The sequence below is a fragment of the Arenicella sp. 4NH20-0111 genome, assembly GCF_040366405.1.
GTDB lineage: Bacteria > Pseudomonadota > Gammaproteobacteria > Arenicellales > Arenicellaceae > Arenicella.
Genome location: NZ_BAABWF010000005.1, coordinates 55,506 through 72,010, shown reverse-complemented (window position 1 = coordinate 72,010; position 16,505 = coordinate 55,506). Strand labels below are relative to the sequence as shown.

Here is a 16,505-nt window from a genome sequence, read left to right as displayed (position 1 = left end):
ACACTATTTATCGATACCCATAAAGCATGCCCAACAAACATCTCAAAGTCGACGGCCTGGAGGTTGAGTTAGTCCGCAGTAGACGTCGAACTTTAGGGCTTGAGTTAGGCCCTCACGGCGTAAAAGCACGGGCCCCGCTTAGGATGTCTGAAGCCGCCATCGTTGATTTTGTGAAGATAAAACGAAAGTGGATCGACAAGCACATGGTAGGTATGCCACCGCCCGGAGATACCTCAAAAGTTAAACTTGTCGACGGGGCTCAACTTAAACTCAGAGGACAAACTCTGAACCTACAGATAGAGCAAGGAACACGTGGTCGAATAAAAATCAGCCATGACTGCCTTGTGGTACCCGTCGCACACTCCCACTTACCATTGGAGCAACGAGTTAAAAACAAACTTGTTCGTTGGTATAAAGATGTGTCTCAACAAGAATTACAACGGCGAGCTAACTATTACGCAGCTCTGATGAACGTTCCGAAAAGACGCACTGACCAGATTTACGTTCGTGATTATAAACGTCGATGGGGTTCGTGCGACAGCAAAGGCAAACTGTCTTTTAACTGGCGTATTCTTCAAGCACCGACTGTCGTCTCCGATTACGTGGTTGTTCATGAACTGGCCCATTGTCACGAGTTCAATCATTCTAAGCGGTTCTGGACAATAGTAGCCCGTCAAATGCCAGATTATTCAGACCAAGAAAACTGGCTACGAACAAACGGGCACCAACTTTATCAATTTTAAGCGCAACTCATGAGCGCATAAGCAGCCATCGATCACGGCACAAGACTCGATGGTGAGCCCAATTGATATTTGCACAGGTCAGGTACGTAATTTAGGCTTAGTGTATCATCCACAGCAATAGACTGAGTATGAGCACCAAATGAAAAATGTACTGATTATTTGCGCGGCATTGTCGGTGATAGGGTTTTGGCTAAATTCACCAAGCAGCTTGCCTGTTGCCCACCTAAACGTCATCGAGGATGGCCAACTCACTGAAAGTGGATTTACCGTTGGCGGTAAGTGCACCGGCGATAAATGCCTGACTGTGTACGTGGCTCCCTGGTGTTCAGCTTGCAAAGCCCTGACCCCAACAATCATCGAACTGACAAATGAACTTGAGCAAGAAGGCATATCAGCACAAGTTGTGATTGGTCACGACTCACTGGATAACGTCAAGACGCACTCTAAACGATACGCTTTTCCAGTCTTCGAGGACGCGAGCGGGCTTTTTTACAAATCGTCAAATATAAGAGGGGTGCCCTACTTTGCCGTCACTGACTCCGACGGGCGTATTGTTGATCATATGTCGGGTGGATATAAGAATGTTGAAACCATGCGCAACATGCTTAACATCTAAGAACCATTGTTAAGCGCGTAATCAGGAAATAAGCAAGAATAAACGTTAAGTAAGAAAATCAGTCCATAATGAGCCACTCAGTCGACCCAATAAAGAAGCTAGAGCACGCTGATGCTCTATCACCTACGCCGTATGTGGACCCACGTTTTTACCAGCACGATTTGAATCATATCATCGCTGCAAACTGGCAATGCATCGCGCCTGCATCAAGTGCGTCAGACGTAGGTGATGTTATCAGTCGCGATATTGCCGGCGTCCCTATTATGGTTGTGCGCGGTCGCGATCAATCATTAAATGGCTTTTACAATATTTGCCTCCACCGAGCAGGCCCCGTAGCAGACTGTGATAAAAAGGGGTTATCCAGACTTCGTTGTGCCTACCACGGATGGTCTTATGATCTAGACGGGCAACTAATTTTCGCCCCAGAGATGAAAGAGGCTGAGAGTTTTAACACCAACGACAAGCGCTTGAAACGCATTGAAGTGGTGGAGTGGGGCAACATGATCTTCGCTCGGCTTGACGGTCACAATGGCCCCACATTTGATGAGCTTTACGGAACAATTGAAACAAAGCTCCCCCTGGGCTCACTGAACAATTTACGCCACCATTCATCCCAGCTGTATAGCGTTAACTGCAACTGGAAGGTCTATATAGACAATTTTCTAGAGGGCTATCATCTCCCTTTCGTTCACCCTGGATTATCGCAAGCGGTCAGTTATAGCGACTATCATACTGAGCTAGCTCAATGGTGGTCGCTGCAACAAACACCCATAGAAGAAGAAACCCAAGCCTATGGAACAGGCCACGGGTATTACTTTTACGTTTACCCAAATGTCATGCTGAATATCATGCCCGGACGAATGCAATCAAACAGGGTGGTTCCGACTGGAATTGACAGCTGTGAAATAGAATTCGAGTTTTACTATACTCCTGAAGCGCAAGAGCGCGCGGTTGAAGATCAGGTATTTTCAGAGCAAATTCAAGAAGAGGATCGCATAATTTGCGAACACGTACAAAAAGGCCTTACCTCTGGAGTCTACAGCCCTGGCCGATTGTCACCTAAACGAGAATCTGGCGTGTGGCATTTTCAAAACTTATTACGTCGGGAATATCGTTTAGCAGGCTTTACGGAGTATCGCTAAGCCTCCTCCCAGAGATAAGCAAAAATAGCAGATCGCATTCTATTGTCATGCGAGGTCACTACTTGAAAGGGGCCGCGCCACCACGTATTATATGTTTCATATACAAAACATATATAAAACGCACTCATGGGCATTTTGAAAATATCAGATTTACTGCACGACGAAATTCGCCATTCGAGCAAGGCCATGTCTCGATCAATCAATGCACAAGCCGAATTCTGGATAAAAGTAGGCCGATTAAGCGAGTTGAACCCAACGCTCACCTATCAAGACATTGTTCACCAATACTTCCTCACTGCCGAACACGCAGATGCCACGTTGAATAATCAACCTTTACCAAGTCTTAGACAGGGCTAAGTGAAACATGCCTGGACCCACCATAAAATCGCAAGCCGAAATTGAACTCATGCGTGAGTCCGGGCGGCTACTCGCTAAGGTATTTCATGATCTCGACCGTGTGGTTAAACCAGGTGTGAGCACAATGCAAATCAACGATCACGTTGAAAACTACATTGTCAACACGCTCGAGGCAAGAGCCGCCAGCAAAGGCCAGTACGATTACGAGTACGTTTTAAATTGCTCTCCAAATGACGTCATTTGCCACGGCATGCCCAGTAACGACCGCCTGCTTTTGGCCAAGGACATTATCAACATTGATATTACTTTGGAGAAAAATGGATTCATCGCGGACTCCAGCAAAATGTACATGATGGACAAGGCCAGTGAACAAGCTCGACGGCTAGTCAACATTACCTATTTAGCGATGATGGCTGGGATCAAACAGGTTAGACCAGGGGCAACGTTAGGCGATGTTGGATACGCGGTTCAGTCACTGGCCGAATCAGCGGGCTTCAGCGTGGTTCGAGAATACTGTGGCCATGGCATTGGCCGCGAAATGCACGAAGCACCTCAAGTATTGCACTACGGCAGACGCGGAAGAGGGCTCGCTCTTAAACCGGGCATGACGTTCACGATAGAGCCCATGATTAATCAGGGTGGCCCAAAGACAAGAACAAAAAAAGACGGTTGGACCGTTGTCACGAAAGACAAAAAGCTGTCCGCTCAGTGGGAGCACACCGTTCTGGTAACGACCACAGGCGTGGAAATTTTGACCCTGAGGGACGAAGAAAAAGCGCCGTTATCTTAACCAAAATTACCACCATAACTAAATTACTTTCTGCCGAGACTCAAAGAGATCAATTTAGTCATAAAGCAGAAAGGAAACGAGTAAATAGTTAAATGGTTTCTGGATATAGTTTTGCCTTCCTAAACAACTCTACCCCAAACAAGGCAATGGAACTTTATTATCAAACCCACTCTCCCTACGCGCGCAAGGTGCTGGTGCTCATACATGAACTTGGCCTAACATCGCAGACCAAAGTAACTCATTACGAGACCAGCCCTACCCTCAAAAATAAAACGGTGTTCAACAAAAACCCACTGGGCAAGGTGCCAATATTGCTGGATAAAGGACTGACCATGTTTGATTCTTCCGTTATCTGTCGATACTTATTAGATAGCTACAATAACAACAGCAAGGTAACCGCAACGACCATCAGTTATCAAATGGAAGCTCTGGCTACGGGCATTGCCGATGCTGGAATACTGGCTCGCTGGGAAATCCACCGCCGGCCTGAGGCGAAACGCCATCAACCATTCCTTGATGGACAGCTGCTCAAACTGAGCGAAGCGTATGACTACCTAGAACGTCAAGCAGTGGCACTCGGTGGAAAAAAACTCGACTTTGGCGAAATAGCCCTCGCCTGCTCCCTAGCCTGGGTAAACTATGTTCAACTGCCTTGTTTTGCGACGTCACGACCTAAGCTAAAACGTTGGTATGAAGAACACAAGCAACGGCAAAGCATGGCGCTCACGGCGTACAGCGGGACGACAACCGATTTAGTAAAACACAACAATTAAATCAATCGAGCGGCACAAAACAATTCGACTTATCTTCGCCCATCACCACAGAAGTGGTGAATGCTTTTACGTCTTTATTCTCCAAAAATAGCTCATCAGACATTAGCTCAAAGTGTCGCATATCTTTAGCAATAACAAGAAGAATGAAATCGTACTGGCCTGTAACGTAGAAAACCTGTTGAACACAACTCGTTGTGAACGCGGCTTCTCTGAACCGGCCTAGAGAGTCCCTTGATTCTCGTTCTAATTCAACATGCACTATCAATTGCAAGGGGTAGCCAACTGTATTTCGATCAACGATGGCCACGTCGGCTTTAATAACTTTAGCGTCTCGGAGCCTTCTTAAACGACGCTGGACGGCGGCTGTAGACAACCCAACTTCCACGCCCAAAGCCTCAGCACTGGATCGATTATTCATTTGTACTAACGACAATAGCGCTTTGTCCAACTTATCTAACTCAAGGTTACTTGGCATGTTTATCCTGGCTCAGCCTTAAGCAATTAACACGTTCAGTCTAAGCACTGGATATTACTATACGAGGTATATAATGATCAGTTTTTTCTTAACATGGTTTGGCGTCATGTTCGCCATGGTTTTCAGTCCAGGTCCAGCAAACATAATACTTGCCGCAGCCGGAGCCAAACAAGGGATTAAACGGTCGATTCCGCTGATCGTCGGCATCGATAGCATTTTTATAATTAAATCATGCCTAATAGGTTTCGGCCTAGCCGAAATATTTCAAAGATACCCTCTGATACTAGTCATAGTTCAATGGGCAGGAATCATTTACCTGATTTGGCTTGCGCTCAAATTTTTAAGAATAGAGGATTCCGAAAACAGCGACGTTAATGCAACGCTTGGGTTTGTTGAAGGCGCCGTACTACAAACGCTTAACGCCAAAGGGTGGCTCCTAGTCGCGCTAATGTTCTCGTTATTCTCTGAACCCGCATTCGAATTGTGGGGCACCAATTCAACGGCTATTCTCATTGCAATGTTAGCCGGCCTGAACATCACCATACACACAACTTGGGTGACCATTGGCGCATCGTTAGGATACCTCAGCAAAAATCGCCAATTTGAAAATAGAATGAATCGAGGGTTTGCATTGGCCTTACTGCTTACCGCCGTTTGGCTCGGATGGCAAGGTATAGAAATGACAACGAATTAGGATAATTTAAACGAATGAAAGTGACGCCCCATAGTAAATAGGCAACAGAAAAGGAAAGTAGACATTTAATGAGTTCGCTACGCAACTAGCTCTATAACGAAGACGAACTGGTTTTAGAGGCGTTAGAATTTGCACGACTAAGTGATGCAAAACCATCAATTTTTTAAAAGTATAATGCCTATTAAACTTCGATACCTTATCGGGAATAGAACAACCAAGCTTTACCAGACTATGACTATTAAAATTAAAACGGCCCTAATTGATGACTTGGAGGCCGTTTCCAAACTGTTTAACCATTATCGGGTCTTTTACCAGCAGCCAAGCGACTTAGCACTGGCTCGAAGCTTTATTGCCGAACGGCTTACAAATCAAGACTCAACTATATTTTTTGCACATAATGGGGCGAGTGAGCCATTGGGTTTTACACAACTGTATCCGAGTTTTTCATCCGTTTCTGCTCAACGCACATGGATACTAAACGATTTGTATGTAGACAAAAAAGCCAGACAGAAAGGAGTAGCGAGGCAGCTAATGGAAGCCGCTAAGCGTTTTGCAATTGAGACGAACTCAAACGGCATTAGTTTAGAGACCGCGTTTGATAACACCACGGCACAGCGTCTATACGAGTCGCTCGGATACAGAAAAAATGATGGTTTCTTTAGTTACTTCCTGAGTATGAAATAATCATTGATTAACGCGCCTCTCATTTATGAACACACAGTCCTTTGCGGCAATCGCCAAACCAGATATAAGCCAGTGATATCACTCGATGAATGAACTTAACGCCTACCCTAATCCTCCACAACGTCTGCGAGACTTAAATGGCTTCGGCCCTCGAAGTGAGGAAATTTTAGCTGAAGTGGGTATTGATTCTGTAGAAGCGTTCATGAATATTGACCCTTATGAGTTGTATAGAAAAATTAAACCGATGAAAGGAATGGGGCTAAACTCGATCTATGCAATCATCGGAGCCAGAGAAAACCGTTCCTGGCTGGAAGTGGCGAAAACTAGGAAAATGGAAATTTTGATACACCTAGATGACCTAGGTTTGGCTCCTTAGCTCGAGGGTAATTCAACAGGGCGATTGCTAAATATTCCAAGGAGAACGAACTGCTACAACTTATGTGCCATAACTTATGCTTACAGTAACGATGAAACAACTCACTTTTATTTTAATCGCTTGCGTCTGCTTCGCCATTGGATATTTCCTAGGCCGCAGCTCATCGTCTAAGCCCCAAGCGCCTGACATGCAAGAACTCAATTTCGTCATACATCATCAACAAGCCAATTATAAACTGGCTGCTCTAATGAATATTAAAGCAGGCGATCACGACCGAGCATCGGGCATACTCGAAGCATCTTTGATTGTGGACGAAGGCGAAATGGCAAGCTGTGGAAAACGTAACAGCCGTTGCGCGTCGCAGGTCAAATCAGCGTACCAAGACTACCTAACGAAAAAAGAAGCGTATGAGAATAATGTTATTACGCCATAGGCGGAACAATGCCAGTTAAAAAGGACTATTGATAAATAGACTATCATTAGTGAAAATCGCGTTGTGCGTATCGATAAAATAGCGCGTACATCAAGTGCAAATTAATACAGGAGAATCTAACGCGATGAGTCCAAGCTACCTTTTTTTACCCATGCTTGTTCAGGTTATGCTAACGATGTCAGTATTCATTCGGCTGGGCGCGGCTAAATCTAAAGCTGCCAGTGAAGGCGAAGTCAATGAAGAACGACGGGCCCTGCATGATGACGCTTGGCCGGAACCCGTAATCAAACTCAACAACAACATTCGCAATCAATTTGAGTTGCCTGTTTTGTTTTACGCTGTTTGCTTTATCCTTTGGGCATTAAACACAACGAACGTATTCGTACACGCTGTGGCATGGTTGTTCGTGATCAGCCGCATCGCCCACACTATAATACATACCGGCTCTAATTTTGTGCCCTTACGTAGAAAAGTGTTCACGCTGGGGTTCTTGTTACTTGCCGGACTCGTGGTGATAGCATTCATATCAGTGGTAACGCACGGCGCTGCCTAAAATCAACAGTCCTGTCATCAACCGACAATCACTATCCGATAACTATTTTTTGCAATGTCATTAGGGGAAAAATTGAACAACGAAGCCACCATCAGGGATCTGTACATAAACCTAATGAAAAAAACGCTGTCTGCATCAGTTTATGACGAGAGTGCGTGGAAGATTCTGGACCCTGGCAAAAGATATCAATCGGCAGGCCTATTCAAACGCCTGAGCGGTCTTCTGAAGAATCTCGTTATTGAGAAACTCGGTGGAAGATCAATTATATTGGTTAAACAGAACCCATTTAACCTTTCGGATCGAGTTAACGGCAAGGACTGGCCTATGTTTGGATATACAATGGTCGGGCATAAAAGGTTAGACAACGTACAAGAATGTGTTGAAAGCGTGCTGAAAAACAACGTACCTGGAGACTTTGTTGAAACAGGTTCTTGGCGCGGTGGTACCACAATTTTTATGCGAGCTTTATTGAAGGCGTATAACGTGGTCGATCGAAACGTATGGGTGGCCGATTCTTTTGAGGGGTTACCTACCCCGAAAGACGAACAAGACGGGCCTGACTTAAGCTCAGTTGACTACCTAAAAGTGTCACTAGAACAGGTTAAGGCAAACTTTAAACGGTTCGACCTATTAGATCCGCAAGTGCAGTTTCTAAAGGGTTGGTTTTGCGACACATTACCGAATGCGCCGATTGATCAAATCGCCATTTTGAGACTCGATGGTGACATGTACAGCTCAACCATGGATTCCTTGCAAAACCTGTATCATAGGGTAAGCAAAAACGGCTACGTAATTATTGACGACTATCATTCCTGGCCTTCGTGTCATCAGGCTGTCACCGATTTTCGCACCGAGAACAATATCACGTCGGAAATCGTGACCATAGATTGGACCGGTGCGTATTGGAGAGTTGAGTAAACCTACCGCATGAAACCTATTCAAGGACAACTGGCTGACAACCTTCAGCAGGTTCATTTTCAGGCCTAGTTTTACAGTATAAGCGTACCGGTTCTTGGCCGTTTAGAAACGCTTTGTAGGCGTACGTTAAATCAAGTGTTTGAGCGTGCTCTTGCGACGTACCAAAGTAAACCTGATGATCCAATATTATGTCGTTTAGAATTTCGACGGTACACCCTTCTAAAGGGAGCTTAGTATCGAGGTTAAGAGGAATAAAAAGCTGACCTTTATCAGCCAACCCTCCGTCGTCGGACTTTCGCGCCAATTGCGCTATACCCTTACCCAGCCCGGCCGCTTTGCCATCTGTGTATTCAAAAGATGGGCACCGAATGTTAATAGGAACAAAGTTAACACCTTGATCAACGCAATTGGCCAAATCATTGTCATTGTCATTGTCAACGCCAGCGTAATCCACCGACAGAAACCCTAATTCAATGGGTTTGAGCAGTGTGTAATTCATAAAAACATCAACGTTTTGCTCAGGTTTGGCCATCACAAAGTGATCTTCTGACAATACTCCAAGAATAAGAGGTTCATCGGCCGCAAACGAGTTCGGCAAAGGGGGCGAAGCCACATAATATTTACTAATAAAAAAGCGCTTCCCATCTTCGATTCGTTGACCGTAAGGAACGCTGACGCGATTTTTCCCGTTCCAGCTAATCTTATGATGAACCGTGGTGTCATTGCAGGCGTATATCGTCACGGGTTGTGTCTGAGACTCATATTTTACCGGTGCGGCGCCGGTAACTGTGAGCAATGCAGATTCGCCCGCCCAGGCTAAACCATTCACAATGGCCAGTAATACAGGCACTAAACTTAAAAAAGCTCTCGAAAGAGACACCATGATATTCTCCTTAGCTTGGTGTGCTGGATCTCTATTTAGAGGCCCTCCACTTGCCCCAATTTAACTGAGTTTAAACTGAACCAATAGGGATGTAGCCCGACAGATACAGGCCTCAGGATAGGTGAGTTGTTGGTGGCATTACCATTACCGATCATTACACGTTCAATGACGTTGCCTACGGCCTAACGTGAGTCAATCATCCCGTGCTGGTGCCGGAAATTCCACTTCTATTTCTTTCTGCCAAAACCGGATCTTTAACTAATGAGCCAAAGGCCCCACTCCTTGACCTAAGTCCAAACCGCGCTTAATTGCTCCATGTAAATATTTTTTTGCATTTTCTACCGCCGACAACAGCGATGAGCCACTGGCTAAATTGGCCGCGATAGCCGCCGACAATGTGCAGCCAGTGCCGTGGATATTCGGATTGACAATGCGTTCGGACCTTAACCAATGGCCTTGCTGGTCAATTAAGAGAAGATCAGCCGCGTCCCCCTGAAGGTGCCCGCCTTTACATAGTAACACTGGAGAACGTCCAAATTCCAACTTGAGCTGCCGTTGTAAGGCCGCTCCTGCCTGCCGCAGCTCAGCTTCTGTTTTGATCGATGGACAAATCAAATTCAAGGCTTGACATAACACTTGCACCTCATTCAGATTGGGCGTAATCAAAGAGGCCAATGGAAACAAGCATTTAATGAGCTCGCCAATGCCTCTGGACGAAAGTAAAACACGGCCACTTGAGCTGACGAATACCGGATCTATCACAATGGGCAAACTGGTATGCTGCTTGAGCAGCTCGGCAACGATCAACACTGTGTTGGCGTTATCTAACATACCCAGTTTGATTGCCGCAGGCGGAATGTCATCGAGTATGACTTCGAGTTGCTTAGAGACCACATCGGCCGGAATTGAATGAACGTGTTTTACCCCTAGAGTGTTTTGGGCGGTAACGGCGGTAATCACGCTCATGCCATACACGCCATGAGCGGAAAAAGTTTTAAGGTCGGCCTGCACTCCAGCTCCGCCAGAGCAATCGGAGCCCGCGATGGTTAAACAGGCTCTCAATTGGCCACAACGACGTTGCGATAACCAAGGTCAATCAATTGGTGTGCGGCATTTAACGCTCGCTGACCACTTTTACACACACAGACTAAGCGTTTGCTTGAATCAAGCTCATTATGCTGCTCTGCAATACTACTGACAGGAATATTGATGAACCCACCGCGTCGTGGCTGTTCTCGCACTTCCTCAACACTACGAACATCAATAACTTGATCTGCCCAAAGAATGTCAGTTTCCGCAATCAGCTCTGCCGCTAATTCCGGTTCTGGCGCACCCGTAAAATCAACAATATTTTGTCGGTAATCCCATAAATCCAAATACAAAAGCTTACCGAGTAACAAGCTGGGGTCACCAACAATAGCTTTAATAACTTCTTGCGCCTGAATGCTGCCAAGAACCCCGACACTAGGGCCAGTCACGCCCACTGTATTGCAGCTCTGTGCACCCTGTGGAGGACTCGGAAAAATGGCCCGCATACTCGGTGCCTTATTGTTTTGACTACCGCAAAAAACACCAACGTAACCGTTAGTTTGTAATACGGAGGCGGACACTAATGGGATTCGATTTACCATGCATAGATCGCTCAGCAAATAGCTGACAAAAAAACTATCGGCTGCGTCCACGACAACCGTATGTTCGCGCACCAAAGAGTCTGCATTGTGAACGGTGAGCGCTTGGTAAATAGCGTCCACCTGAACATCGCTATTGCAGGCCTGCAAACGCCGTTGCGCGGCAAACACCTTAGGCTGGCCCACATCAGCTTCGGTGAAGAGCGTTTGCCGATGTAAGTTGCTTAGACTCGCAATGTCATGGTCAATCAACGAAATCTGCCCTACACCAGCTCCAGTCAACAAGGTGCTAACCGGCGCACCGAGCCCGCCTGCGCCGACAATCAGCACCTTGGCATTTTGCAGCAGCGGTTGCGACCTGACACCTAACTTAGGCACTTGTTGTTGTCTGTGATAGCGTGTATTCATGGTACCTAATTTGGAGGATATGCCGACTTCTTAACTTGATGCACGATTACTTAACAGCGTCTAATTTATTAGAAAAACGTTTTCTGCCGACCATAGTCTACTCATTGACTTAGTTGCAACCACTGTGACAATCTGTCCTTAGGATTATCATTCAAAAGCACGTCCGTTACCACGCAAATAGAATCGGCACCCGCATCGTACACAACAGGCGCTCTCTCAACCGTAAGCCCACCAATGGCGACCAAGGGTGTATCGCCAACAAGCTGACGCCAAATTGCAACACGGTCCACGCCTTGGGGCTCCCATTTCATCGCTTTTAGTATCGTGTGATAAATAGGCCCTAGTGCGATGTACTCAGGATTTAGCTCAAGTGCTGTGGTCAACTCCAGTCTGTCGTGTGTGCTGATGCCTAACTTAATCCGATTAGTTTTCATCACCTCTAAGTCGGCATCAACCAAGTCCTCCTGACCTAGATGAACAAAATCACACCCAGCGTCGATGGCTTCCTGCCAATGGTCATTAACCACCAGCTGGCAGCCGAACTCGTCACACAGAGCCTTACTTTCTGCAATTTGTTCTTTCACGAAAGACTCGGGCTTATCCTTGATTCTCAGCTGAACCAGCTGCAAGCCCAACGGAAGAAAACGTTCTAGCCAGCTTGCGTGATCCACTATTTGATAAAATCGGGGCAGTTCACTTGAGTTTACGCTTCTTAGATCATTCATTTGCATTGCTATTTTTATATATTTACAAGCTGTGTCGCTGTCATTTTCCTAACGTTGCGCCACGTAACTTACTCAATCCAAAAAGGCGTACCGGCTAATGGAGTTGACGGTTGAGCCATATCACGAGGCTCAATGGGGCTGGCCAAGTACGCAGTCCGCCCAGCGTGAACAGCCATTGAAAAAGCATGTGCCATTTGCTCTGGATTTCCCGACCCAGCAACAGCGGTATTAAGTAATACCGCATCGTAGCCCATCTCCATTGCTTGTGATGCATGAGATGGCAACCCTATGCCGGCATCTATTACCAAGGGCACATCAGCGAAATAACGACGGTAAGATTCCAGCGCCTTGGGGTTTTGCAATCCGCGTCCGGAGCCTATCGGAGCGCCCCACGGCATCAGTACCTGACAGCCTGCGGCAATCAATTTCTCTCCCACTATCAGGTCGTCCGTGGTGTACGGAAAAACATCAAAGCCTTGTGAACAAAGCTCTTTGGCGGCGTCAATTAAACCAAACACATCGGGTTGCAGAGTATCGTCGTTACCAATGACCTCAAGCTTTATCCACGTAGTATCAAACAATTCTCGCGCCATTTGAGCCGTGGTAATAGCCTCTTTAACACTGCGACACCCTGCCGTGTTAGGTAATAGCCTACAGCCAGTTTGTGTGAGTAGCTCCCAAAAATGCTGCCCAGTCTGTTTTCCACCAGACTCACGACGTACTGAAACGGTAACGATGCCAGTGCCCGCGGATTTAATCGAGTTCAGTAAGCTCTTTGGAGAGGGGTATTGAGCTGTCCCTAAAAGCAATCGCGATGAAATAGGTTTGCCATATAGCGTCAGCATACAGTCATCATTATCGCTATGGTCAGAACGAGTATCGGTATTCATTTGCTCTCTACCCTCCCTGCATAGGGGCAACAACGTCAATGTGACAACCTTCATAAAGGCGGGTGCTAACGCGTTGATCTTTACTAACAAACGATTGCTCGACTGCCGTCGCGATCATTAAGTCCTTGTACCCTTGTTCTTCAAGCAAGCCCGCCAACGTTACTTGATTGGTGTCTAATGACATCCCGTTTAAAACTATCTTCATTTGTGGATTCTCGTCATGTGCCTAGGCCGCTTCGGTGGGCCGATCTTCAAATACATCCGGACATTGTCGGCCATCTCGAATAAAGTCAACCACCCGTCGCGCAATGGCAGGAGCCGCCAAAAATCCGTGCCGGTATAACCCATTCACAAAGATCACATTTTTATCACGCCGAATCTTAGGTAGGTTGTCATCGTAAGCTGGTCGAGCGTCAACCCCGATTTCAATAATTTCGGCTTCGGCAAACGCTGGGTTAATCACATACGCAGCAGATAACAGTTCTAATACAGAACGTACGCTTGCACGCTTACTGCTATTTACCTCGAGCATAGTTGCCCCCAACATGAACGTATTATCGGATCTCGGCACCAAATATATTGGATGCCGCGGATGCAAGAAACGGACTGGTCGACGTAACGACACATCGAGGCAATGCAAATGAAGCATCTCTCCTTTGACACCGCGCAAGTCAGAAACCACATCGTTTGCCGAGGTTCCTCGACAGTCGATCAACCATCGAACTTGGTCCTTTAGCCGTGACAGGTCGCCTAGGGACAATCGCGTATTAACCTCGACGTTTGCACCAAGCGCGATGCACTCCTGCCATAAAGCTCTGATGCTCAATCGAGGCTCTAGATGTGCTTCGTTATCAAACATTAGAGCGTGTTCAAAGTGTGCCAAATCGGGTTCCAGCAAGGTGACCTCATGTTGCATTACCTTGCGTGCACCCTGCGTTTTACGTGCGAACAGCCTAAGTAATGACTGATCGCGCGGCGCAGCGACTACGAGGCTACCGTTCTCAACAAAAGGGACGTTTTGACGCTTTGACGCTCGACGCCAAAAGGCCATGCTTTCCGCACCCAGCACACCGATCAATGGCTCAGCTGACTCCTGCTCACAGTCAGGAGCAAGCATGCCCCCTGCCCACCAAGAGCAGCAACCTTCGTCTGGTCCATTACTGGCCGTGATCACTCTTACCTCATACCCTGCGCTAAGTAAGTAGTGGGCACTACACAACCCGGCGACGCCGCTTCCGACAATAACTATTTGAGACATATCTTTACTACAACCCAATCCTTATTGCTCTTAAACGACGTAAAGCTAAGACGTAACCGTCTGGTAAATTTCACTGCCTTTAGCACGAAACTCGTCAGCCTTTTCAGCCATACCTTTAGACAGTGCTGTTTGTTCCTCTAGGCCCTTCTTGGCGGCGTATTCTCGCACGTCTTGGGTGATCTTCATCGAACAAAAATTTGGCCCGCACATAGAACAAAAATGAGCAACTTTGGCCGAATCCTTGGGCAGGGTTTCATCATGAAATTCTCGCGCTTTGTCTGGGTCTAAGCCTAAATTAAATTGATCTTCCCAACGAAATTCGAACCGTGCTTTAGATAAAGCATTGTCTCTTAGCTGTGCCCCTGGATGTCCTTTGGCGAGATCCGCCGCGTGCGCCGAAATTTTGTAAGTAATAATGCCATCGCGGACGTCTTGTTTATTTGGCAACCCTAGGTGCTCCTTAGGAGTCACATAACACAGCATTGCCGTTCCATACCAACCAATCTGGGCTGCGCCAATACCGGAAGTAATGTGATCATAGCCTGGTGCGATATCGGTGGTTAGTGGGCCTAAAGTATAAAATGGCGCTTCATCACAACTGTCTAATTGCTTGTCCATGTTTTCTTTGATCATTTGCATGGGGACGTGGCCAGGCCCTTCTATCATTACCTGAATATCATGCTTCCAGGCTATTTGAGTGAGCTCACCAAGCGTCTCTAACTCGCCAAACTGGGCTGCGTCATTCGCGTCAGCCAAAGACCCTGGCCTCAGTCCGTCGCCTAAGGAAAACGAAACATCGTAAGCCTTCATGATGTCGCATATTTCTTCGAATTTCGTATACAGGAAATTTTCACGGTGGTGGGCTAAACACCACTTAGCCATAATAGACCCGCCTCTCGACACAATTCCGGTAACTCGTTGAGCGGTCAACGGCACGTATTTCAACCTGACTCCAGCATGAATAGTGAAATAGTCCACACCTTGTTCGGCTTGCTCGATCAAGGTATCTCTAAAAGTCTCCCAAGTGAGGTCTTCCGCCTTGCCATTCACTTTCTCCAGCGCTTGGTATATCGGTACGGTGCCAATAGGCACAGGCGAATTTCGAATCACCCATTCTCTCGTTTCATGAATATTCTTCCCTGTAGACAGATCCATAAGAGTGTCACCTCCCCAGCGTGCAGACCATACCAACTTCTCGACTTCCTCTGAAATAGATGACGTAACAGCCGAGTTACCAATATTGGTATTCACTTTAACTAAGAAATTTCGGCCAATGATCATCGGCTCTAACTCTAGATGATTAATGTTTGCTGGAATAATAGCTCGCCCACGTGCTATTTCATCTCGGACAAATTCTGGTGTAATTTGCTCAGGTATGGCCGCACCGAAGCTGTGTCCAGGATGCTGCTTTAATAACGTCCTATAACGCGGATCTGTCCTAAGTTCCCGCAATTTAAGGTCTTCTCGAATAGCAACGTATTCCATTTCCGGAGTAATGATACCTTTACGTGCGTAATGCATTTGACTGACGTTTTTACCCGCGAGAGCACGCCTAGGCTGCCTTAAGTGTTGAAACCTAAGGTGATCCAAATCATCGTCATTCAATCGTTGTTGAGCGTAATGTGAACTGGGCGCCTTAAGCACCTGAGTGTCGCCCCTCTCAAGAATCCAACTTTCCCTATGTGGCGCTAACCCCTTCAGTAAATCGATTTGGACATCAGGGTCGGTGTACGGACCCGATGTGTCATAGACAGTGACCGGAGGATTTTCTTCGGCTTCGGCTTCGCCCTGCGTCTTAGCGTTGCTGACCTGCCCCTCTAATTGCGTTGAACGTTGCGCAATTTCCCGCATTGGAACACGTATATCAGGCCTAGAGCCTTCTACATAGATTTTTTTAGATCCAGAAATTGGCTGGGTCACTTCAGCGGACAACTTGCTCGTTCGTTCAATAAACTGGTGTCGTGGACTGGCAAGGTCTGCTGAACTGCTCGCTTGGGCTTTACTGGTCTGTAGGGCGGTGGTGACGTCTGTGGTTAGGGCTTCTTTACTCATTATTGTCTCGTCTCTTACGATCCAAACTTTAATGAATTAGCGAAGAAAGCCATTCGAAACGTTATAGTTGAGCCAATACAAGCACCCAAATGCGTCACGACACTCAG

At 46.7% G+C, this 16,505-nt stretch carries 21 protein-coding genes; 12 read left to right on the top strand and 9 right to left on the bottom strand.

All coding sequences use genetic code 11. From position 1 onward, the window contains the following. Nucleotides 1-26 precede the first annotated feature (26 nt). From ABWW54_RS11790 to ABWW54_RS11765, 6 genes are all read left to right on the top strand, one after another. Nucleotides 27-743, top strand: coding sequence for a M48 family metallopeptidase (locus ABWW54_RS11790; protein WP_353412478.1), 717 nt, complete (start codon nucleotides 27-29; stop codon nucleotides 741-743). A 139-nt stretch (nucleotides 744-882) separates the two neighbouring features. After that, on the top strand, nucleotides 883-1,359 hold the full coding sequence (locus tag ABWW54_RS11785) for a TlpA family protein disulfide reductase (RefSeq protein ID WP_353412476.1): 477 nt from the start codon (nucleotides 883-885) through the stop codon (nucleotides 1,357-1,359). Nucleotides 1,360-1,427: 68 nt separating this feature from the next. Next, nucleotides 1,428-2,501, top strand: coding sequence for an aromatic ring-hydroxylating oxygenase subunit alpha (locus tag ABWW54_RS11780; RefSeq protein WP_353412475.1), 1,074 nt, complete (start codon nucleotides 1,428-1,430; stop codon nucleotides 2,499-2,501). A 126-nt stretch (nucleotides 2,502-2,627) separates the two neighbouring features. Next, a complete protein-coding gene (locus ABWW54_RS11775) occupies nucleotides 2,628-2,858 on the top strand; it encodes a ParD-like family protein (protein WP_353412474.1) in 231 nt (76 codons plus the stop codon). 7 nt (nucleotides 2,859-2,865) lie between these two features. Beyond that, nucleotides 2,866-3,648 carry a type I methionyl aminopeptidase gene (gene map / locus ABWW54_RS11770; RefSeq protein WP_353412473.1) on the top strand — a complete coding sequence of 261 codons (783 nt, stop codon included), beginning with the start codon at nucleotides 2,866-2,868 and terminating at the stop codon, nucleotides 3,646-3,648. 92 nt (nucleotides 3,649-3,740) lie between these two features. Continuing rightward, nucleotides 3,741-4,421: a glutathione S-transferase family protein gene (locus tag ABWW54_RS11765; RefSeq protein WP_353412471.1), complete on the top strand. Its 681-nt coding sequence runs from the start codon at nucleotides 3,741-3,743 to the stop codon at nucleotides 4,419-4,421. A gap of 1 nt (nucleotide 4,422) precedes the next feature. Here ABWW54_RS11765 and ABWW54_RS11760 read toward each other — a convergent pair whose 3' ends face one another. Then, nucleotides 4,423-4,896: an Lrp/AsnC family transcriptional regulator gene (locus ABWW54_RS11760; protein ID WP_353412470.1), complete on the bottom strand. Its 474-nt coding sequence runs from the start codon at nucleotides 4,894-4,896 to the stop codon at nucleotides 4,423-4,425. A gap of 73 nt (nucleotides 4,897-4,969) precedes the next feature. Between ABWW54_RS11760 and ABWW54_RS11755 the strand changes: the two genes are divergently transcribed. The 6 genes from ABWW54_RS11755 (at nucleotide 4,970) to ABWW54_RS11730 (ending at nucleotide 8,554) form a co-directional block, all read left to right on the top strand. Further along, complete coding sequence (locus ABWW54_RS11755) at nucleotides 4,970-5,590, top strand: LysE family translocator (protein ID WP_353412468.1); 621 nt, start codon at nucleotides 4,970-4,972, stop codon at nucleotides 5,588-5,590. A gap of 231 nt (nucleotides 5,591-5,821) precedes the next feature. Beyond that, nucleotides 5,822-6,274, top strand: a complete 453-nt coding sequence (locus tag ABWW54_RS11750; RefSeq protein WP_353412467.1) for a GNAT family N-acetyltransferase — start codon at nucleotides 5,822-5,824, stop codon at nucleotides 6,272-6,274. 85 nt (nucleotides 6,275-6,359) lie between these two features. Next, complete coding sequence (locus tag ABWW54_RS11745) at nucleotides 6,360-6,650, top strand: TfoX/Sxy family DNA transformation protein (protein ID WP_353412466.1); 291 nt, start codon at nucleotides 6,360-6,362, stop codon at nucleotides 6,648-6,650. 91 nt (nucleotides 6,651-6,741) lie between these two features. Next, entirely contained in the window at nucleotides 6,742-7,083 is a 342-nt protein-coding gene (locus tag ABWW54_RS11740) for a hypothetical protein (protein WP_353412465.1), read from the top strand. A 94-nt stretch (nucleotides 7,084-7,177) separates the two neighbouring features. Next, a complete protein-coding gene (locus ABWW54_RS11735) occupies nucleotides 7,178-7,636 on the top strand; it encodes an MAPEG family protein (protein ID WP_353412464.1) in 459 nt (152 codons plus the stop codon). A gap of 72 nt (nucleotides 7,637-7,708) precedes the next feature. Further along, nucleotides 7,709-8,554, top strand: coding sequence for a TylF/MycF family methyltransferase (locus ABWW54_RS11730; RefSeq protein ID WP_353412463.1), 846 nt, complete (start codon nucleotides 7,709-7,711; stop codon nucleotides 8,552-8,554). Between the two features lie 16 nt (nucleotides 8,555-8,570). Here ABWW54_RS11730 and ABWW54_RS11725 read toward each other — a convergent pair whose 3' ends face one another. From ABWW54_RS11725 to thiC, 8 genes are all read right to left on the bottom strand, one after another. Next, nucleotides 8,571-9,437: a hypothetical protein gene (locus ABWW54_RS11725; RefSeq protein WP_353412462.1), complete on the bottom strand. Its 867-nt coding sequence runs from the start codon at nucleotides 9,435-9,437 to the stop codon at nucleotides 8,571-8,573. A gap of 258 nt (nucleotides 9,438-9,695) precedes the next feature. Beyond that, on the bottom strand, nucleotides 9,696-10,499 hold the full coding sequence (gene thiD, locus ABWW54_RS11720; RefSeq protein WP_353412460.1) for a bifunctional hydroxymethylpyrimidine kinase/phosphomethylpyrimidine kinase: 804 nt from the start codon (nucleotides 10,497-10,499) through the stop codon (nucleotides 9,696-9,698). Continuing rightward, nucleotides 10,496-11,473 (bottom strand): ThiF family adenylyltransferase, encoded by a 978-nt coding sequence (locus ABWW54_RS11715; RefSeq protein ID WP_353412459.1) that lies wholly within the window; start codon nucleotides 11,471-11,473, stop codon nucleotides 10,496-10,498. Before ABWW54_RS11715 ends, thiD begins: the two co-directional genes overlap by 4 nt. 101 nt (nucleotides 11,474-11,574) lie before the next feature. Then, complete coding sequence (locus ABWW54_RS11710; RefSeq protein ID WP_353412458.1) at nucleotides 11,575-12,198, bottom strand: thiamine phosphate synthase; 624 nt, start codon at nucleotides 12,196-12,198, stop codon at nucleotides 11,575-11,577. 68 nt (nucleotides 12,199-12,266) lie between these two features. Beyond that, entirely contained in the window at nucleotides 12,267-13,088 is an 822-nt protein-coding gene (locus tag ABWW54_RS11705) for a thiazole synthase (protein WP_353412457.1), read from the bottom strand. Nucleotides 13,089-13,095: 7 nt separating this feature from the next. Next, nucleotides 13,096-13,293, bottom strand: coding sequence for a sulfur carrier protein ThiS (gene thiS / locus ABWW54_RS11700; RefSeq protein ID WP_353412456.1), 198 nt, complete (start codon nucleotides 13,291-13,293; stop codon nucleotides 13,096-13,098). A gap of 21 nt (nucleotides 13,294-13,314) precedes the next feature. Then, complete coding sequence (locus ABWW54_RS11695) at nucleotides 13,315-14,346, bottom strand: FAD-dependent oxidoreductase (protein WP_353412455.1); 1,032 nt, start codon at nucleotides 14,344-14,346, stop codon at nucleotides 13,315-13,317. Between the two features lie 45 nt (nucleotides 14,347-14,391). After that, nucleotides 14,392-16,398: a phosphomethylpyrimidine synthase ThiC gene (gene thiC / locus ABWW54_RS11690; protein WP_353412454.1), complete on the bottom strand. Its 2,007-nt coding sequence runs from the start codon at nucleotides 16,396-16,398 to the stop codon at nucleotides 14,392-14,394. Between the last annotated feature and the right edge of the window lie 107 nt (nucleotides 16,399-16,505).